This is a genomic window from Dyella choica (assembly GCF_003977665.1).
Lineage (GTDB): Bacteria > Pseudomonadota > Gammaproteobacteria > Xanthomonadales > Rhodanobacteraceae > Dyella_B > Dyella_B choica.
Map to the genome: position 1 here is coordinate 70664 of NZ_RYYV01000017.1, position 18649 is coordinate 89312.

An 18649-nucleotide genomic window follows, 5' to 3' on the forward strand; every position below is an offset into this window, starting at 1 on the left:
GCAAGGCGTTCACCTATACCTCTATGAAAAACACTCTCTACCTCCGCATCGCCATCACTGCCGTCATCGTGCTGATAGCCGCGCTCATCGGCCACAGCATGTGGCGGCATTACATGTATTCGCCCTGGACGCGTGACGGGCGTATTCGCGCCAACGTCGTGCGCATCGCGCCGGATGTGTCCGGACTGGTCACGGCAGTGAACGTGGTCGACAACCAGCAGGTGAAGAAGGGCGACGTGCTGTTCGTGATCGACCGCGCCCGTTACGAAGACGCCGTGGAGCAGGCCAAGGCCAATCTCGCCGCGGCGCAAGCCTCGGTGGCGGCAGCGCAGGCGAACATCGATGCCGCCAAGGCCGGCACCACGCAGAGCAAAGCGAACTTCACCATGTATGAAGCCCAGTCCAAGCGCAGGCAGGGCCTGCGGGATGTGGTATCCAACGAGGACATTGCCAATGCCGGCGCTACCGCGGAGGCTGCGCGCGCCACCTGGGACAAGGCGCGGGCGGGCATCGAGCAGGCGATCGCCGCGCAGCAGCAGGCACTGGCCGCAGTGAAGCAGGCGCAGGCGGCATTGGCAACGGCGGAACTCAACTTGCAGCGCACCGAGGTGCGTGCACCCGTGGATGGCTATGTCACCAACCTGCTGGTGCGCATGGGCGATTACGCTAGCGCCGCTGCACCACGGCTGGCATTGATCGACAGCCATTCATTCTGGGTGGATGGCTATTTCGAAGAAACCAAGCTGCCGCATCTGCGCGAGGGCGATCCGGTCGATATTCGTTTGATGAGCGGCGGCGTGCATTTGCACGGCACAGTCGAGGGTGTTGCGCGGGGCATAGCAGGAGCCGTCGACCCCACCGGCAACGACCTGCTCGCCAACATCAATCCCACGTTCAACTGGGTGCGACTGGCGCAACGCGTGCCGGTGCGCGTGCGCATCGATACCGAGCACATGCCTGCCGGCACGGTGCTGGTGGCGGGACAGACCGCCACGCTGATCGTGCAACCCGGCGGTCGCGGCGATGCGATGGCCCAATCACGGTGACGCCATCATGTCTTGCGTAAACATTCTCTTCCGTTTGCCGGTGGTGGCTTCGTTGGCACTGTGCGCCGCGCTTGTTGGTTGCGCCACGCCGGGCGGTCTGCATCCCACCGGCAACACGCTCGACGCGCGCAGCCTGCAAAGCGGGCAGAGCCTGGCCGGCGTGCCGCTTAGTCCCACGGCGTGGCCGGCGCAGGATTGGTGGGTGGGTTTCGGCGATCCGCAGCTGAGCGAGCTGATCGTTGAGGCGCTCAAGAACAACCCAAGCCTGGCCGAGGCTGCGGCGCGTGCACAGCAGGCCCAGGCGGTGGCCGATAGCGCCGACGCGGCGCGCTTGCCGGCGGTGGATCTGGAAGCAGGCGCCCAGGGCACCCGTTTGTCCAACAAGGATCCGATCTACCCCCCGTATGTGCTGGGCCATTTCGCCTGGGGCAAGGCCGTAACGGCGAATTTCTCCTGGGACTTGGACCTGTGGGGCGGCAAGCGCGATGCGTGGGAAGCCGCGCTCGGGCGCAGCCATGCGGCGGAAATCGAAGCTTATGCGGCGCGCATCCAGCTATCGGTGAATGTCGCGCGTGCGTACGTGCAATTGGGCTATGCCTTTGCGCAAAGGGATGTAGCGGACGGCGAGCTGCAACGCACTTTGCAGACGCTTGCGCTGACCCGCCGGCTGGTGGCCGGCGGCCTAGGCACGCCGCAGCAGGAAGCCTTCGCCGATTCGCAGGCGGCCAGCGCCGAACAGCAGAAAGCGCAGGCGGACCGTGCCATCGATGCCGCCCGCAGCAGCCTTTCGGTATTGCTGGGGCAGGGACCGGATCGTGGTCTGAGCATTGCGCGCCCGCATCTGCTTGATCCGAGTCTGGTAGCGTTGCCTGATCAATTGCAGGTCGACTTGCTCGGCCGTCGCGCTGATCTGGTGGCTGCGCGTTGGCAGGTGGAAGCGGCGTCCAAGGACATCAAGGCCGCCAAGACGCAATTCCTGCCCAATATCAGCCTGAGCGCCATGGCCGGTTTCGTTGCGGTCGGCGGCAGCACCAACGTGTTTCAGCTGCCGGCGCGCACTTATTCGGTCGGGCCGGCCTTGAGCCTGCCGATCTTCGACGGCGGTCGGCTGCGTGCCAATCTTGCCGGTGCCGACGCACGTTATGACGAGGCCGTGGCGCACTATAACGGCCTGCTGATTGGCGCGGTGAACGAAGTGTCGGACCTGGTTTCGGCCCTGGCCTCGGTGCGCACGCAAATCGCCCTGGAGCAGCGCGCGAAGCAGGATGCCGAGAAAAGTTGGCGCGATGCCTTGTCAGCGTACAAGGGCGGTGTCAGTGGGCCGCTGACGCCGCTGGCGAGCCGCCAGCAGCTGTTGCTTGCCGATCAGCGGCTGGCGCTGTTGCAGAGTCAGCAGGCGGATCTTTCGATCCGCTTGATCGATGCGCTGGGTGGTGGGTACGCCGCGACGGCGACACGTTAGAGGCGCGCAATCGCGTAGGCGGGGGACAATCCCAGCCTACGCGGTGTTGATGGCCTCTGACTCAGAACTTGTAGTACGCGCTCACGTTCACCTGGTTGCCGGTGGTTCGCGTGCGATTGTTGCCATTGGTGGTGGAGTCGAGCATCGCGTGGATCCATTCCAGCGCAAACGAGTAATCACCCACGCTGTAGATCACGTTCGCAGCCATCTGGCGATTTTTCAGCAAACCGGTGGCTCCGTTGTTCAACCAGCGAATCACCTCCCGGGCGTTGGGCTTGCTCATGGCGTAGAACAGATTGGCGCTCCAGTTCGGGTCGAACTTGTAGCCGCCCATCACGTAGCCGCCGGTATCCTTGATGTCGCCGAATTGCGAAAGATCACCGAAGATCTGCCCGATGCCGCGGCCGCTATAGGCCACGCTCCTGAATACCCACGGGCCGGGTGTCCATTGGCCGCCCAGTTCGAACGCGGTGCTGGAGAATTCGCGCTTGATCGGAGTCGGCGCGCTGCTGCCCACGCCGGCCAGGTTGATCTTGCTCCAGTGCGCGGCAGCGAACAGCAGCCAGTCTTTCGGCTGCTCCACGTGCAGCTTCGCCTCGATCTGGGGACGGAATCCTGCGTTGCCCGCGCTGAGATAATTCAGCGGATTGCCCGGTCCGCTCCAGGTGCCCTCGAAGGCGCCGACATCCAGGCGCCACTGCGGGCCGGTGGAGCCGTGGTTGAGATCCTGCGAGAAGATGATGCCCGGGAAGCGCCAGCCGATGACGCCGGTGCCGTAGCCCAGCGGGAAGGCGATATGGCTGAGCGAGGTGGGCAGGTCATCCAGCGGGAACATCAGGTCCCACATCTGGCCGATCTTGAAACTGCTGCCGGTCACCGGATTGTCCAGCGTCATGTAGGCCTGGCGCAGGCGGGGCAGGGGCTGTTGCTGCGAGTAGGCGCCGGTACCATTGAAGCCGCCGAAGAAATCCATTTCCAGGCGCGCGCCGCCGGTCCAGTCGCCCACCACTTTCCCGCCGGTCAGGTCCAGCCAGAAGCGCGTGTTGCGGACATCTACGCCGCTGAGTCTGCCATGTTCTCCCGGTGCTGGAAATTCGGCGTTCTGGCCGTTGCCGTAGGTGAAGGTCCTGCTCTGTGAAAACGCTGTGGCATCGATGAAACCGTGTAGCGCCACCGATACACCCGGTGCGCTACTGAAGGTCGGTTTGAGGGGCACTGCCGCAATGGTTTTTGCCTGCTGCGCCTGGACCTGCTGGGTCTGCTGGATCTGCGTTTGCTGTTGCGTCTGCTGATTTTGCAACTGGTTCAGCGCCTCGTGCATCTGCTTCAGATCCTGCTGCTGCTGATCGAGTTGCTGTTGCTGCTTTTCCACCAAAGCCTTCAGCGCCTTGATCTGGGCGTCCCGCTTGTCGCTCTTTTGCGCCAAGGCGGGGGCGGTGACAGTCAGTCCCAAGGTGGCCAGGGCTAGAAACAGGGCATGTCGTTTCATGGTGTGCTCCTTTCTCTCAGCCGGCGCCGGGCGCGCCGATAGGCAGCACCACCCGCTTGTGCGCGTCGTTGATGATTTCGGCCGCCGACAGATAGAACGCGAACAGCGCCGTGATAAGGCCCACGTAACCGCCGGCCACATGCAGGCCGCTCATGCCCGTCCACTCGCCGGCGGCCAGCAGGAAGAAAGTGATCCACAAGGCCAGGAAAACCAGTTGCAGCGCGCGTGCGGCACGGAGCGTGCCGAGCCACATGTAGAAGGTGAATACGCCCCACATGCATAGATACCAGCCCACGAACGCCGCTGGCACCTTGTCGTGCAGGAACAGCACGAACAGCGAGAACGACCACCAGAACGCGCCGTAGCTGACGAACGCCGTGGCGCCGAAGGTATTGCCACGCGGCAGTTCCATCACACCGGCGATCATCTGCGCGGTGCCGCCATAAGCCATGGCCACTGCAAGCACCATATTCATGGCATCGCCGGTAAACCAGCCGGCGTTGATCATGCTCAATAACCACGTCGTCAACGCGAACCCCGCCAGCCCCAGCGGGGCCGGATTGGAGAATCGCGTTAAAGCCTGTTCATTGCTCATGGCAGGAACCTCCCGAAATGGATGCGACGGAGTGCGTACCCCGGTATTGCCCGCAGTGTCCGGCTCCCTGATCAGACTTGGTACGCACTGCCCGCTGTCGGCCTGATCGAAGTACGAGAGGCCGATGGCAGGTGCGCCATGTCATGGACGTGTTGAGAATCGCGAGGCTATAGGTCGCAAGTGCGTCGCCATGTCCTTGGAGACGTGTCGGTTCGGACACGGCGTAGCGCCGGGAAGGGCGCTGTCGTCATGACGGCTTGCGCCGTTTGGACGTGGGATTCCTCCCTGTACATGCCCGGTGGCAAACCGGGCTTCGTTACCCGTGCCATGCGCTGATGTGCTGCAAGGCAGCAAGCAGCCGCGCAGGGTCAGACCTTGAGGCCGACTTTACGCATTTATGATGAAAAGGCCAGCTATTTTTCCTGCAATTTCGTCATCTGGCGGATCGGGCATGGGTGCTTGGCAGGTTGTTGAGATTCAACCTGCTAATGCGGGGCACGGGTCCCCGCCGCCCGTCAAGCGCCGCAAGCGCTTGGCGGGACGCAGCCAAATACGGACCTGTGCCGGACTTGGCGCGTTGAGAAAGGGCAGGAAAGCCCTTTCTCAACATCCTGTTTGAGCGGTGCCTATGCGCTTTGTTTTGGCGTATCGGTCAGCAGCGCTCGTACGTGCTGCAGGTCCGTGGCCGTATCGACGTCCAAAAGGCCCGCCGACTCGAACAGCTCCATGCGGTGTGCTTCCCGCGTAAGTACCACGCGCGCGCCATGCGAGCCGGACAGCGCCGCCAGGCATTTGAAACAGTCACGAGGAAACAGCGCCGGCGGCCCCTGTGTGCCATGCTGGGCGGTGGCAAGAACACGGTCCGGCGCCTGCTGGTGACGCTGGAGCATAGCGCGCAGCAAGCCGATATCCAGTAGAGGCTGATCGGCAAGACAGACCAGCACAGCCGAAGCCTGCGGAAACGCCAGCGCCAGGGAGCGCACGCCGGTGGCAAGCGAGTTGCCCATGCCGAGTTGCCAGTCTTCGCAACGGATCAGCTTGAGCGGCAGATCATCGAGCACGGCTTCGACTTCAGCGGCGTACGCGCCGGTGACCACCCACACCGGCAAATCCGTGTCCAGCAGCACGCGCGCTATGCGCCGCACCATCGCTTCGCCGGCGATCTCCGCCAGTTGCTTGGCGCCGCCGAAGCGGCTGCCTTCGCCGGCGGCAAGCAGCAAGATGGCGGGCGTACCATGGTGCATTGGAATCATCGCCGTACGAAGGATGCAGGGACGCGTAGGCTGGGATGGTAATCCCAGCATCGGGAAACGGCATGCAAAGCTGGGATTGTCATCCCAGCCTACAACTTAATGGATTGCGCCGTCGTTATCACGTAGATGTCCACCGTTGCGACCATTGATTACGGCGATGATTTCCCCGGCGATCGCCAGCGCGATTTCCTCCGGCGTTTCCGAGCCGATGTCCAGGCCTGCCGGCGCATGCACGTGCATGCTGTTGAGCACCGGACTGCTACGCATGCGTGCAACGCGTTCGCGTGAGCCGAGAGCACCAATGTACGCCACCGGCGCGTTGCGCAAGGCAGCGAGGTAGGCGATGTCCTGTTCGAGATTATGCGTCATCACCACCACGGAGCTGTGTGCATCCAGTGCAACGGCTTCCATGAGCTGCTGCGGGCTGGCGCATGCGGTGTGCAGGCCCGCGGGAAGATCGTCGGCGCGAAGGCGTGCCGGGTCATGGTCGACCAGGGTAGTGCGCCATCCCAGTGCGCTTGCCAGTGGCAGCAACGCGCGCGCCGCTGCGCTGCTGCCGATCACTACCAAAGCGTGGGGTGGTGCGATGGCTTCCACCAGTACGTCGGCCACGCCCTGCACCGATGGAATGCTTAGCGTGCTCGCACGTCGTATCGCCGATGCAGACGCATGCAACAGGATCGCTTGTACTGCCGATGCGTCGCCGATGGCATCGTATGCCACCCCATTGCCATTCCATACCAGCCGTCTCGGCAAGACCGTCTTGCCGTCCAGTGCAAACAGGGTAGCCATATGCAGCGGGCGACGTTCGTCCAACAAGCGCGCGATCGTGTCGATGAAATCGGTGTCGCGGATCGCCAACAGCGGTTCGATCAGTACCTCCAGTTCGCCGCCGCAGCCCATCTCGATCAGCACATCCAGGCCTGATTCCGCGTTGTAGCCGACCAGCCGCGGTTCGCCGCTGGCGATGACCTCCAGGGCGCGCGCAACGATGTCACGCTGCGGACAGCCGCCAGAAAGTTCGCACACTACCTGGCCATCCCCCAGTACCAGCATGCGAGTGCCGGGGCGGCGAAAAGTGGAGCCGCGTGTGCGAGTAAGCGTGGCGAGCGCCGCTTTCGGTGTGGCTTGGGCGTGAAGATCACGCAACGCCGCAATCAGGGTCGTCAGTTCATGGGCCGAATTCATCTTTGCCGTCGACAAAAAAAGGAGCAGAATCGATGGACGTGATGGTGTCACGGCTTTGCCGTTGGATGCCATCCTGTTGTGGGTTGCCGGCACACAATTATCGCGTCGGCTTAGGTTGAATGGGCGGTTTCGAGTTGCGGATCTGCAAGCGGGGGAGCTTTAGGCAAGCGCTTGCGGTTTCAGGCAATCCACGCGACCCCTGACGCAGTATGGAGGCCTGCATGCTTTCTTTGTCCGTCAACGGTCAGTCCTATCCGGTCGATGTACCCGATGACATGCCGCTGCTATGGGTGCTGCGTGATGTGATCGGCCTTACCGGCACCAAGTTCGGTTGTGGCATGGCGCAGTGCGGTGCATGCACCGTCCATCTGGATGGCCAGGCGGTGCGCTCGTGCGTGCTTCCGGTAGAGGCCATCGGCAATCGTGCCATCACCACCATCGAGGCGGTGGGCAATACCCCCAGCGGTCAGAAGATTCAGCAGGCCTGGCTGGAGGTGGACGTGGTGCAATGCGGCTACTGCCAGTCCGGTCAGATCATGGCGGCGGCGGCGCTGCTAGCGCGTACCCCCCAGCCCACCGATCAGGACATCGATGCGGCGATGGCGGGCAACCTCTGCCGCTGCGCCACCTATGTGCGCATCCGCGCGGCGATCAAGCAGGCTGCCACCGGCAAGGCCGAGATCCTGCAGACGATCGGCAGTACGCCGGAAGGAGCTGTGTCATGAGCACTGGAACCTTCTCGCCGAAGCCGGAGCAAGCCGTCGACCTGCAGCGCCGACAGATACTGAAATCCAGCGGACTGGCGATTGCCTTCCTATGGCTGGGCGGCACCGGCGCGGCCTCGGCCATGATCAGCGCGCGCCGGCAGCCAGGCGACACCGCTGCAGCGATGGCCGATGGCAATCCGCCCTTCGCACCCAATGCTTTCATCCGCGTCGACAGCGAAGGCCCGGTGCGGCTGGTGATGCCCAGCGTGGAAATGGGGCAGGGCATCTACACCGGCTGCTGCATGTTGCTGGCTGAAGAACTCGGCGTAGGTCTGGACCAGATCAAGCTGGAACATTCGCCGCCCAGTGACGAGCTGTATGGCATTCCCGCGCTCGGCGGACAGATCACCGGCGGTTCCACCAGCACGCGCTCGACCTGGTCGGTGCTGCGCGAAGCCGGCGCAGTAGCGCGCAGCATGCTGGTAAGTGCGGCGGCCGTGCAGTGGCACGTGGACCCCTCCACCTGCACGGTGGATCGAGGTGTGGTGCATCACGCGCCATCTGGGCGCAGCGCCAGCTTCAACCAGCTGGCCGCCACCGCGGGCCGGCTGCCCATGCCCGACAAAGTGCAGCTCACCGACCCCAAGGATTTCAAGCTGATCGGCAAGCCGATCAGGCGCGTGGATGCGGCGGACAAAGTGAAAGGCGCCACGCAATTCGGCATCGACGTGCGCGTGCCGGGCATGAAGGTTGCCACCGTGATGGCGTGCCCGACTTTCAACGGCAAGCTTGCTTCCATCGATGACAAGGCCACGCGCAGGGTGCCGGGCGTGGTGGATGTCCTGCGCCTGGACAATGCCGTGGCCGTAGTGGGTGAACATTTCTGGGCGGCCAAGAAGGGCATGGAAGCGCTCGTCATCGACTGGAACCGTGGCGAGAACGCCAACCTCACCACGCGGCAGTTGCAGGATGCCATCGCCGACAGCGCGCGCAACGGCAAGGGCATCGTGGCACGCGATGATGGAGCGCGTCCGCAGGGCACGCTCGTGCAATCGGAATACCAGTCGCCGATGCTCGCGCACGCAACGATGGAGCCGATGAATTGCACGGTGCACGTCACACACGACCGATGCGAAATCTGGACCGGAACGCAGGTGCCGATGCGCGCTGCGCAGGAGGCGGCGAAGATCACCGGGCTGCCCGCAGAAAAGGTCGTGCTGCACAACCAGTATCTGGGTGGCGGCTTCGGACGCCGGCTGGAAACCGATTGGGTGGAGCAGGCGGTGGCCCTGGCCAAACAGGTGCCGTATCCGCTTAAAGTGGTGTGGACGCGCGAAGAAGACATCCGCCAGGACCATATGCGACCGATGTATCACGACGTGATCTCCGCCGTGGTCGACGCCAATGGCCGGCCGGCGTGGTTTGGCTATCGAACCAGCGGGGGTTCGGTGCTGGCGCGGTTTGCGCCGGGCGCGATGGGCAAGGACGGTCTGGATGACGACGCCGTGGAATGCGTGGTGGAGCTTCCCTACGACATTCCCAAGGCCCGCGTCGAATGGATCCGGCATGACATGCCGCCCGGCATCATCGTCGGCTGGTGGCGTGGCGTGGGGCCCACGCACAATCTGTTCGTGGTGGAAAGTTTCCTCGACGAGCTGGCTCATCGCGCAAACAAGGATCCGCTCGAATTCCGCCGTTCGCTGTTGCAGAAGAATGCGCGTGCGCTTGGCGTGTTGAACCTGGCAGCCGAAAAAATCGGCTGGGGTGCTCATCCGCTGCCGCCGCGCGTGGGGCGCGGCATCGCGCTGGGCGAGCCGTTCGGCAGCCATGTATGCGTAGTCGTGGAAACGGAAGTCACTGCGCAGGGCGAAGTACGCCTGCGCAAGGTGGTCGCGGCGATCGACGTAGGTATCGCTGTCAACACCAGTTCCATCGAGGCGCAGGTGCAGGGCGGCGTGCTGTTCGGACTCAGTGCCGCACTGTACAGCGAGCTCACCATCAAGCACGGCGCGGTCGAGCAGGGCAATTTCAACGACTACCGCGTGCTGCGCATCAACGAGGCGCCGGTGGTGGAAGTGCATCGTGTGGTCAACGCGGAACCACCGGGCGGCCTCGGTGAAGTGGGTACGGCGATTGCTGCTCCTGCACTTGCCAATGCGATCTTCGCGGCTACAGGCGTGCGGCTCTATCAGCTGCCGGTGGATCGCAAGCTGTTGGTGCAAAACCCTGAGGCGTTGAAGTCCGTAGCTTCGGCTTCCGCGCGTGAGGGGAGCGAAGTCGCATGAAACGCTTCCTGCTCACCATCGTGGTCCTGCTGCTGGTCGGCACGGGCGTGTACCTGTATTTGAATCGTTCCGACAGTTCCGACGGCACGGCGCCGGCCATGGCCGGCGCCCCCCCTGCAGCGGACGTGATCGCGCGTGGTGAATACCTCGCCAAGGCGGCCGACTGCGCTGCCTGCCATACCGTGCCCGGTTCGGACCAGGTCTTTGCCGGCGGCGTACCGTTCCGCCTGCCGTTCGGCACCATCTACTCATCCAACATCACGGCGGATGCAGCCACCGGCATCGGCGGCTGGAGCGACGATGACTTCGTGCGTGCTCTGCACGATGGCATCGGCAAGCACGGTGAGCATCTGTATCCTGCGTTTCCCTACAACTCCTATACGTTGCTCAGTCGCAGCGATGTGCTCGCGATCAAGGCCTATCTTTTCAGCCTGCCGAAGGTCTCCGAGCCCAACCGGCCGAACGAACTTTCCTTTCCGTACAACCAGCGCTGGGCGATCGGCTTCTGGAACGCAGCGTTCTTCAAGAGCCAGCGCTTCCAGCCCGATGCGACGCAATCCGCGCAATGGAACAGCGGCAAATACCTCGCTACCGCCTTGGGCCATTGCGCCGAATGCCACACGCCGAGGAATTTCGCCTTCGCGCTGGATCACCGGCAGGAATTCGCCGGCGAGGTGCTGCAAGGCTGGCGTGCGTACAACATCACTGCCGATCCGGCGCATGGCATCGGTAGCTGGAGCGACAGCGACATCGCCAGTTATCTCTCCACCGGCCATGCCGATGGCCATGGTTCAGCCGCCGGCCCGATGGCCGAGGCCGTGGAAAACAGCCTGCGCTTCCTGCAGCCTGTTGATACCAGCGCACTGGTGGCCTACCTGCGCAGCGTGCCCGCGCGCGCAGGCCTGGATCCCATTGCGGTCGATACCAAGCCTGCGCCAGCCCTGGCCTCCAGCGATTACGCCCCTGCTGGCGACGCGCAGGCGAATGCGCAAGGACTGAAGCTGTTCGAAGGCGCTTGCGCCAGTTGCCACCAGTGGAACGGCAAGGGCCAGCAGACTCCCTATGCTTCCTTGCTGGGTGCACGCGGTGTGAATGATGTGCGCGGCAACAATGTCACACAGATTCTTTTGCACGGCTCGGGCCAACGCAGCGAAGGGGCGAGCGTGTTCATGCCGGATTTTGGCAATGCCTACTCGAACACCGAGATCGCGGCGCTCAGCAATTACGTGATCGGGCATTTTGGCAACAAGCAGGGCATGGTGACGCCGGATGATGTGGCGGAGCGGCGTAAGCAGTTGTAGTGCTCTGGGGGTGGTTGGGGTGATTACCCCAACGGCCCCATTTTTAGTCATTGCACGATTGCGGAATTTCGTATCTGGCTGCATTGCCTGCGGCGCTTTCGGTCGCAAGCGACCGAGTCACTTCTCTTTGCGTGCCCAAAGAGAAGTAACCAAGAGAAAGGGCAACCCAGAGGTCGCGCCCTACGGACATCCTGTCCTACGGGACCGCAAGTGGGCGGCGGGGTTTTCGACGGCACCTCCGTGTGCCGGCGAAAACCTGGCTCGCATCCCTGCGAGCCATCCTTCGGACTGATCGCCGCCCACCTGCTCGCAACCTATGGGACCCAGACAAGCGCACATCCTTGTGCGCATTTCATGGCTTCGCGTGCTGCGCATTGCTTCGCGGCTTGCATGCGCTCGCGGCCGCGAAGCGACACACCGAAGTCATGAGGCCAGCTGTGCGAAGCACACACGCTCTAACCATCGCATCGCGATGGTTAATTGTGCGCGCATGGATGCGCGCTGCTTTTCCGGGTCCCATCGGGGGCGGTGAAGGGTCGGAGGATCAGGCCCCGCTAGGGGGCATGGGCATGGATGCCCATGCCTTTTCGCCAGGGCAGGATGCCCTGTCGAAAAGCCCCTCCGGCCCTTCACGGACTGGGCGGGCAGGAGCCCGCCCAGAGCCCCCGCTGGGTTGCCCTTTCTCTTGGTTACTTCTCTTTGGGCACGCAAAGAGATGTGACTCGGTCCCTTTAGGGACCGAAAGCGCCGCAGGCAATGCAGCACATTGCGACATGCGGCAACTATGCGTGATCAGGGGGTACTCCAACCCGCACACGACCCGCGATGTTAAGAGAAGTAATTCAGTCGCTTCGCGACCGAAAGCGCCGCAGGCAATGCCTCCAATCACGAAATGAATAGCTGGGCTGAGATGAGAAATGCGAGGATATTTCAAGGTGCCAACCTGCACGGGTTTCCCGCAGAAGCTAGCCCGAACGTCATCTGCAAGCTCAGGCCTTGCCAGGCTATCCTCCCGCTCATCCGCGCAATGGGAGGAGTCACCATGTATTCGCTACGTCGCATTCTTGCGTTCGCCCTGCTTGGCGGCGCATCGGCGCTGATCGCCGGGCCGAGCAACCAGAGCGGCATCGATCTGGCCGGGATGGACCACGCGGTCAAGCCGGGCGACGATTTTTTCAGTTTTGCCAATGGCGCTTGGGTCAAGCACACAGACATTCCCGCCGACCGCTCCAGCACCGGCCCCACCGAAGCCCTGGAAGAGCTTACAGAGCAGCGCACGGCGGACCTGATCCGCAACATGGCCGACACACATCCGGCCGCAGGGTCCAACGAGCGCAAGATTGCCGATTACTACGCGGCATTCATGAATGAGGCAGCGATCGAACAGCGTGGCCTGTCATCTTTGAAGGCCGAATTGGATGAGGTCGATGCGATCAAGACGCGCGACGATCTGGCCCGTGTGCTGGGCAGCGAACAGCGCGCCGACGTCGATCCCGTCAACGCTACCCACTTCCATACCGAGAATCTGTTCGGCCTGTTCGTGGCCCAGGGCCTGGAAGATCCTTTACACAATATGCCGTATCTGCTGCAGGGCGGCTTGGCGATGCCCAGCCGCGATGACTACCTGTCGCAAGATGCCGAGATCGTCAAGGCACGAGCGAAATATCAGGCGTACGTGACATCGCTGCTGAAGCTTGCCGCTATGCCCGATGCGGAAACACAGGCCAAAGCCGTCATCGCGCTGGAAACCAAGATTGCCAAGGCACAGGAAAGCCTGCTCGACAGCGAAGACATCCATAAGGCCAACCAGGTATGGACCTTGGACGACTTCGCGCAGAAGGCGCCGGGACTGAACTGGAAGATCTATTTCAGCGCCGCACAGCTGGGAGACCAGCCGCGTTTCGGCGTATGGCAGCCGGCTGGCACGACTGGCCTGGCCGCCCTGGTGGAAGGCGAAGCGATCGATACATGGAAGGCACTGTTGCGCTATCACGCGATCGACAAAGCCGCGCCTTTGTTGCCCAAGCCCTATGCCGAACTGCATTTCGATTTCTACGGTACGAGCTTGCAAGGCACGCCCAAGCAGGCGGAACGCTGGAAGCGCGCGGTGGATGCCACCAGCGTGGATTTGGGCGATGCCGTTGGCCAGGTCTATGTGAAACGCTACTTTCCGCCCGCCTCTAAGGCCAAGGTACAGGCGATGGTGAAGAACCTGATCGCCACTTTCGACGAACGGCTCGACACGCTTGCATGGATGACGCCGGCTACGCGCGCCAAGGCGAAGGAAAAACTGTCCACCCTGCGGGTAGGCGTGGGCTACCCGGATAGCTGGCGCAGTTACGGCGACCTGGCGATTCGCGCCGACGATGCGTTGGGCAATCATCAACGCGCCGTCGCCCAGAACTACCGCTATCAGCTTGCCAAGCTGCATCAGGCGGTCGATCGCGGCGAATGGTGGATGACGCCGCAGACGGTGGATGCGGTGAACCTGCCGCTGCAGAACGCGCTGAATTTCCCGGCCGCCATCCTGCAGCCGCCGTTCTACGACCCCGCTGCCGACGACGCCGCCAACTATGGAGCCACTGGCGCGACCATCGGCCATGAAATCAGCCACAGCTTCGACAATCTCGGCGCCGATTTTGATGCGCAGGGCAGGCTGGCGAACTGGTGGACGCCGCAGGATGCGGCGCATTTCCACACTGACACGCAGAAGCTGGCCGAACAGTACAATCATTACGAAGCGCTGCCGGGTCTGTACGTCAATGGACAGCAGACGTTGGGCGAGAACATTGCCGACGTCGCCGGCCTGGCGGTGGCCTATGCGGCCTATCATCGTTCCTTGCACGGCAAGCCCGCGCCGGTGATCGATGGCCTCAGCGGCGACCAGCGCTTCTTCATTGCCTATGCGCAAAGCTGGCGCTCCAAGATCCGTGATGCCGCACTGCGGCAGCAATTGGCGACCGACGTGCATGCGCCCGAACGCATCCGTGCCCAGGCGGTACGCAATCTCGATGGCTGGTACCCGGCGTTCGAGGTGAAGTCGGGCGAGAAGTTGTACTTGTCGCCGGATCAGCGCGTAAAAATCTGGTAGGCCAGACGGATGAACGATCAGCGCTCCCTTGAGCAAAATCTGGTGCAGTGGGAGCTTGACCTGCTGCAGCCGGAGATTCGAAGTTCAAGCGCCGTTTCGCGCTTGCTGGCAGATGATTTCATGGAGTTCGGTAGCTCGGGCCGAGTGTTTACCAAGGCGGACATCATCGCGCTGCTGCAGACGGAATCGCCGATAGAACTGCAAGCGTCGCAATTTGAAACACGCATGCTGGCAGCGAATGTTGTACTGCTGACCTATCGTGTGAGGCGAATTTCGGAGCCACCGGTGCTCAGCCTGCGCAGCTCGCTATGGGAGAAGCGGGGCGAGACCTGGCAGATGGTTTTTCACCAGGGCACACCTGTTCCCGGGTGAGACATGAGCCTTGTAAGCCGGGATGATAATCCCGGCTCCTGGCTTGGCAGGAAAGGCTCAGGATTATCGTCTCAGCCTACAAAAACGGGTTGATCGTCTCCCTGGCGCAGAAAGCCCGTCGTGGCGATGCGTCGGATGTACCGCCGTGTTTGGAGGCAAGACAGGACCGGTAGGTTTTCACATAGCGTGCGAATAGCCGCCGTCCTTTGACGGGATCGGTGCTATCGGCTGGGTCCGCCGCATACATGCGCTCGATAAAGCGCCGTGGACCTACTTCGAAATGCTGATAGTCGAGCGGATCGTTCCAGTCTCCGCCCCAGCTCAGAAAGCCATGGTACGCAAACAGCTCGACCACCGATTCGGCCATGCCGGGACGGTAAAAGCCGTCTTGGCCCGGTCGCGCTCGATAGACATTGCGATTGAGATAGTTATCGCTGCCGCTGGAGGATGCGGCGGGGCGAACCAAGGCCGTGCCCGGCTGTCCCGGCACGACGTTGCCATCGGCGTCTTCGCGCTGGTTGGGATAGATGCTGGGGTTTTGCAGCGGGTTGAGATCGATGGCGACGCCATAGGCGTGCAGGGACCAACTGCGGCTGGTTGCCGTTCTGCGGCCATTGAACGCGGAGGTGTCGTTGTCGTTCATGGAGGCGAGATCGTTGCCGTCGTAGTCCTCCACGGGTCTGGCCTTATCGATGTAGAAGCCTCGCTCTGCAAGCTCGTGCATCAAGTCGGCCACTTGCGGGGCTATCACGTCCAACACGACCAGCTCTCCGTCCGTTTTGATGCCTGCATCGGAGCGGTAGCTGAAATGCACGGCGCGCAGGCGTTGGCAGGCCACGGGATTGTCGGGCCGCAAGCTATGGTGTTGTTCCATCGCTTGGCAAGCGTGTGCGGACAGCGGTTCGATGGTAGGCAAACCCAATCCTGCGGCGGCATTGGTTTGCGCACCTGCCGCCAACGTCACGAACAAGGCTGTTGCAGAAACTGCCTGGATCAGGCATCGCATCGCAAACCTCAATGTTGTTTTCGTAGGCTGGGATGGCAATCCCAGCTTTGGCATGGTGGTGTCGGAATTGCCATCTCAACCTAAGTCAGCTCTTGGACGAACGTTTTTGCCCAGACTTCGCCGCATCCGCCGCCATCTCCGGCGGCCCTGGCTGCTTCTTGCCGGTGCCGGGTCGGGTCCACACGGCCACGTAATCCACCTGCATGGAATGGCCTGGCTCGGTATCTGGCGTAGGTGTGGGCTTCCAGCCGGCCATCACGAACGAGAAGCCGCCGCCCATCGCCACGTCCAGCAGCAGGAAGTAGCCGCGCTGCTGGGTGAGTTCGCGCCAGGTATCGGCGGAAAGCTGGTTTTCCGCCACCTGATTGATCAGCTGGCCGTCCACGAACCAGCGCATGCGTTCAGGCGTTTCGCCACGGTCCCACTCGAACGTGAAGGTGTGCGGGCCGGCAGTGCAGGCTTCGTGCGGACAGGGCAGGCGGGCGCCGATGCCGATCGGCTCACCGCAAGGGCCACCGGGATTCATGCCGCAATGCAAAATGCCCCAGCCCGCATCCAGGCCGTTGACGCTCTCCATGATGTCGAACTCGCCGGCCTTGGGCCATGCCAAGGTCGTGCGGTAGTTGCTTCCCAGCGCCCCAGAACGCAGGCCAGTAGCCGAGAGCGCGTGGTCCGGTCACGTCCGGCATCTGGATGCGCGCTTCCATGCGTAGCGCACCGCCCTCGGGCGCATTGAAGTTGTCGCGGACGGTTTCGATGCGACCGGACGTCCATTGGCCGCTCGCGTCGCGTTGCGGCGTGATCAGCAGGTGGCCCTGGCCATCCACGCGGAGGTTGGCCGGATCGGCCGCGAAGTTCTCGATTTCCGAGGTACCCCAGTTCACAGGGCCGTTCGGATAGCCGTGCCCGGTGTCGATGCGCCAATTGGCGGCTGAGGGCAAGGAGCCGGCCGGACCGGCGAAGTTGTCGCCCCACTGCAGCTGCCAGCCCGGCGGAGCGGGAAGGTCGATGGCTTGCGCGTCGTGGCTAAAGCTCATGAAGCCCGCCCCGAGCACGCATGTTGCAGCAAGGGTGACGGTGGCGGAGGAGATTTTCTTGTACTGCATAAACTACCGGGATCAGGAACGGTCCGACCTGCGGCACGCTCTCTACTGTGTCGTCCCGGCATGGCCGGGCCGGCGGACAAATACACGGGGCAAGGACATCCCCTACACCTGTTCTTAATGTGTCTTGCTTTGAAAAGCAAATCTGCAGCACAAGTCTCAGCCTGGAGCCATCACTGCAATATTTCGTTGAGAGGCGCTTGCGTGGCTGCCGGTAATGAGACTTGCAGCAGTTCGGCGATGGTGGGAGCGACGCGCAAATTGCTGATCACGCCCAATCTCACGCCGTGCCGTACGTGGGCTCCAGCAGCGATGAAAAGCGCCTGCATGTCCGCTTCGCTGTTGAGATAGCCATGCCCGCCGCGGGCCGGATCGACATCCGTGACCAGCTGGTCGGTGCCATCCGTGAAGGAATAGCCTGCCTTGGCGACGAGGTACAAATCCGGTGCCTGGTCGGTGGAGCCGGATGCCGGAAGGCCAAGCTGGTTCGCATCGCTGGCGGTATAAACCGCGGCAATACCTGGCAGCTTCTCGAAATCGGCCTTGAGCCTGGGCAGCAACGCGGAGCGCTTGGCGCGATCGCGTACGTAGAGCGAGGCTTCGCCGCCTTCCGGCTGGATCCACACGTCGCCGCGATAGCTTCCTTTCTCCATCTGCAGCATGCCCTGTCGCACCAGCTCGGCATTCGGATGGATGAGATGCGTGTAGTCGGTAAAGCCGTGATCGGAAGCGATCACGAAGGTAATGCGATCGAGCAGGCCCGCCGTGCGCGCTGCATCGATCAGGTTGGCGATTCGTGTATCCGCATAAGCGTACGCGGCGTAAGCAGCCGGCGAGAGTGCGCCGTATTCGTGCTGCAGCGTATCGGTTTGCAACAAATGAAACAGCAGCAGGTTGGGAGTGTGATGGGTGAGGATGTCGACGGCGGCGTCCGTCCAGATCTGATCGCGCCACGCCGGCGTGCTGTCGTCGCCAAACGTCGCCAGCTGCTCTTTCGTCACCAGGCCCTGTGCGATCAGGTCTTGCGCAATCACGCCATTCGCATCGGGCTGTTCGGCAAACGACCATTGCACATGCTTAGTGCCGTAGATCGCCACCCAGTCCACCTGGCCTGTACTCATGCCTTTTTCCGTCAGCGCGTCGTACAGCGTACGGGCATGGACCAGTTGATCTTTGGGTGTCCAGGGCTTCACTTCCGGTCGGCTGCCGTCCGGCGGAAACGTGATGAGGCCATTGGCCATCACATGATGCGTGCCGGCGTCCACGCCGCTGATCAGGCTGGTGTGATTGGGCCAGGTCACGGCAGGATTGATCGGCTGCATGGCCTTCGCATAGGCGCCCTCCTGCATCAGTTTGCGCAGCGTGGGCATCGGCAGCTTCGGGTCTTGCAGCGCGCGTGCCGGGAAGCCGTCAATGGTGATGAGCACGACGATAGGGCCGTGCGTGGCAGCGGTGCCGTCGTTGGGCGGGGGCTGAGCGTGCACCGGGCCAAGGGATGCGGCGACGAGGAGGAGGGCGAGCAGTTTGCGCATGGAGCACCGATGGTGGGCAAAACGTGCTGAGTCTATCGGAGATGGGGCTAATGAGTTGAGGGCGAGTCCCCCAACATCCCCCTTTTTGTCGCGCACGGTTGCTGCATGTCGCTGGATGTTGCATTGCCTGCGGCGCTTTCGGTCCCTAAAGGGACCGAGTCACTTTTCTTTGCTGGCCCAAAGAAAAGTAACCCAAAGAAACGGCCTCAAGAGCTCGCG

15 protein-coding genes are annotated in these 18649 nt (G+C 62.6%); 7 read left to right on the forward strand and 8 right to left on the reverse strand.

The window, feature by feature from the left end; genetic code table 11:
* Window positions 1-23: 23 nt before the first annotated feature.
* Window positions 24-1046, forward strand: a complete 1023-nt coding sequence (locus EKH80_RS18495; protein WP_126686272.1) for an HlyD family secretion protein — start codon at window positions 24-26, stop codon at window positions 1044-1046.
* A 7-nt stretch (window positions 1047-1053) separates the two neighbouring features.
* On the forward strand, window positions 1054-2508 hold the full coding sequence (locus EKH80_RS18500) for an efflux transporter outer membrane subunit (protein WP_126686273.1): 1455 nt from the start codon (window positions 1054-1056) through the stop codon (window positions 2506-2508).
* A 61-nt stretch (window positions 2509-2569) separates the two neighbouring features.
* Here the strand turns inward: EKH80_RS18500 and EKH80_RS18505 are convergent, their stop codons facing one another.
* From EKH80_RS18505 to EKH80_RS18520, 4 genes are all read right to left on the reverse strand, one after another.
* Window positions 2570-3997 (reverse strand): OprO/OprP family phosphate-selective porin, encoded by a 1428-nt coding sequence (locus EKH80_RS18505; protein WP_230473800.1) that lies wholly within the window; start codon window positions 3995-3997, stop codon window positions 2570-2572.
* Between the two features lie 16 nt (window positions 3998-4013).
* Window positions 4014-4592: an acetate uptake transporter gene (locus tag EKH80_RS18510; protein ID WP_126686274.1), complete on the reverse strand. Its 579-nt coding sequence runs from the start codon at window positions 4590-4592 to the stop codon at window positions 4014-4016.
* A gap of 626 nt (window positions 4593-5218) precedes the next feature.
* Window positions 5219-5836 carry a nucleotidyltransferase family protein gene (locus EKH80_RS18515; protein ID WP_158628878.1) on the reverse strand — a complete coding sequence of 206 codons (618 nt, stop codon included), beginning with the start codon at window positions 5834-5836 and terminating at the stop codon, window positions 5219-5221.
* Between the two features lie 105 nt (window positions 5837-5941).
* The gene (locus EKH80_RS18520) at window positions 5942-7033 is read right to left on the reverse strand and encodes an XdhC family protein (RefSeq protein ID WP_158628879.1); all 1092 of its coding nucleotides are present in this window, start codon (window positions 7031-7033) and stop codon (window positions 5942-5944) included.
* A 221-nt stretch (window positions 7034-7254) separates the two neighbouring features.
* Here EKH80_RS18520 and EKH80_RS18525 point away from each other — a divergent pair, with 221 nt between their 5' ends.
* The 5 genes from EKH80_RS18525 (at window position 7255) to EKH80_RS18545 (ending at window position 14789) form a co-directional block, all read left to right on the forward strand.
* Window positions 7255-7758: a (2Fe-2S)-binding protein gene (locus EKH80_RS18525; RefSeq protein WP_126686277.1), complete on the forward strand. Its 504-nt coding sequence runs from the start codon at window positions 7255-7257 to the stop codon at window positions 7756-7758.
* Window positions 7755-10025, forward strand: a complete 2271-nt coding sequence (locus tag EKH80_RS18530; RefSeq protein WP_126686278.1) for a xanthine dehydrogenase family protein molybdopterin-binding subunit — start codon at window positions 7755-7757, stop codon at window positions 10023-10025. Before EKH80_RS18525 ends, EKH80_RS18530 begins: the two co-directional genes overlap by 4 nt.
* Window positions 10022-11326 (forward strand): c-type cytochrome, encoded by a 1305-nt coding sequence (locus tag EKH80_RS18535; RefSeq protein ID WP_126686279.1) that lies wholly within the window; start codon window positions 10022-10024, stop codon window positions 11324-11326. Before EKH80_RS18530 ends, EKH80_RS18535 begins: the two co-directional genes overlap by 4 nt.
* Before the next feature lie 1042 nt (window positions 11327-12368).
* Complete coding sequence (locus tag EKH80_RS18540) at window positions 12369-14417, forward strand: M13 family metallopeptidase (RefSeq protein ID WP_126686280.1); 2049 nt, start codon at window positions 12369-12371, stop codon at window positions 14415-14417.
* A gap of 9 nt (window positions 14418-14426) precedes the next feature.
* Window positions 14427-14789 (forward strand): nuclear transport factor 2 family protein, encoded by a 363-nt coding sequence (locus EKH80_RS18545; protein ID WP_126686281.1) that lies wholly within the window; start codon window positions 14427-14429, stop codon window positions 14787-14789.
* A 76-nt stretch (window positions 14790-14865) separates the two neighbouring features.
* Here the strand turns inward: EKH80_RS18545 and EKH80_RS18550 are convergent, their stop codons facing one another.
* From EKH80_RS18550 to EKH80_RS18560, 4 genes are all read right to left on the reverse strand, one after another.
* Window positions 14866-15795 carry a M15 family metallopeptidase gene (locus EKH80_RS18550; RefSeq protein WP_158628880.1) on the reverse strand — a complete coding sequence of 310 codons (930 nt, stop codon included), beginning with the start codon at window positions 15793-15795 and terminating at the stop codon, window positions 14866-14868.
* An 85-nt stretch (window positions 15796-15880) separates the two neighbouring features.
* Window positions 15881-16321 carry a LamG domain-containing protein gene (locus tag EKH80_RS24235; protein ID WP_230473801.1) on the reverse strand — a complete coding sequence of 147 codons (441 nt, stop codon included), beginning with the start codon at window positions 16319-16321 and terminating at the stop codon, window positions 15881-15883.
* Window positions 16296-16832, reverse strand: a complete 537-nt coding sequence (locus tag EKH80_RS24240) for a LamG domain-containing protein (protein ID WP_230473802.1) — start codon at window positions 16830-16832, stop codon at window positions 16296-16298. The genes EKH80_RS24235 and EKH80_RS24240 overlap by 26 nt, the downstream gene beginning before the upstream one ends.
* Before the next feature lie 239 nt (window positions 16833-17071).
* Complete coding sequence (locus EKH80_RS18560) at window positions 17072-18430, reverse strand: alkaline phosphatase family protein (protein WP_126686283.1); 1359 nt, start codon at window positions 18428-18430, stop codon at window positions 17072-17074.
* Window positions 18431-18649: the final 219 nt, after the last annotated feature.

Bases quoted from the DNA above. Each gene is read 5' to 3' on its own strand.
- EKH80_RS18495 (WP_126686272.1), top strand. From the start codon at position 24: ATGAAAAACACTCTCTACCTCCGCATCGCCATCACTGCCGTCATCGTG.
- EKH80_RS18500 (WP_126686273.1), top strand. From the start codon at position 1,054: ATGTCTTGCGTAAACATTCTCTTCCGTTTGCCGGTGGTGGCTTCGTTG.
- EKH80_RS18505 (WP_230473800.1), bottom strand. From the start codon at position 3,997: ATGAAACGACATGCCCTGTTTCTAGCCCTGGCCACCTTGGGACTGACT.
- EKH80_RS18510 (WP_126686274.1), bottom strand. From the start codon at position 4,592: ATGAGCAATGAACAGGCTTTAACGCGATTCTCCAATCCGGCCCCGCTG.
- EKH80_RS18515 (WP_158628878.1), bottom strand. From the start codon at position 5,836: ATGCACCATGGTACGCCCGCCATCTTGCTGCTTGCCGCCGGCGAAGGC.
- EKH80_RS18520 (WP_158628879.1), bottom strand. From the start codon at position 7,033: ATGAATTCGGCCCATGAACTGACGACCCTGATTGCGGCGTTGCGTGAT.
- EKH80_RS18525 (WP_126686277.1), top strand. From the start codon at position 7,255: ATGCTTTCTTTGTCCGTCAACGGTCAGTCCTATCCGGTCGATGTACCC.
- EKH80_RS18530 (WP_126686278.1), top strand. From the start codon at position 7,755: ATGAGCACTGGAACCTTCTCGCCGAAGCCGGAGCAAGCCGTCGACCTG.
- EKH80_RS18535 (WP_126686279.1), top strand. From the start codon at position 10,022: ATGAAACGCTTCCTGCTCACCATCGTGGTCCTGCTGCTGGTCGGCACG.
- EKH80_RS18540 (WP_126686280.1), top strand. From the start codon at position 12,369: ATGTATTCGCTACGTCGCATTCTTGCGTTCGCCCTGCTTGGCGGCGCA.
- EKH80_RS18545 (WP_126686281.1), top strand. From the start codon at position 14,427: ATGAACGATCAGCGCTCCCTTGAGCAAAATCTGGTGCAGTGGGAGCTT.
- EKH80_RS18550 (WP_158628880.1), bottom strand. From the start codon at position 15,795: ATGCGATGCCTGATCCAGGCAGTTTCTGCAACAGCCTTGTTCGTGACG.
- EKH80_RS24235 (WP_230473801.1), bottom strand. From the start codon at position 16,321: ATGAATCCCGGTGGCCCTTGCGGTGAGCCGATCGGCATCGGCGCCCGC.
- EKH80_RS24240 (WP_230473802.1), bottom strand. From the start codon at position 16,832: ATGAGCTTTAGCCACGACGCGCAAGCCATCGACCTTCCCGCTCCGCCG.
- EKH80_RS18560 (WP_126686283.1), bottom strand. From the start codon at position 18,430: ATGCGCAAACTGCTCGCCCTCCTCCTCGTCGCCGCATCCCTTGGCCCG.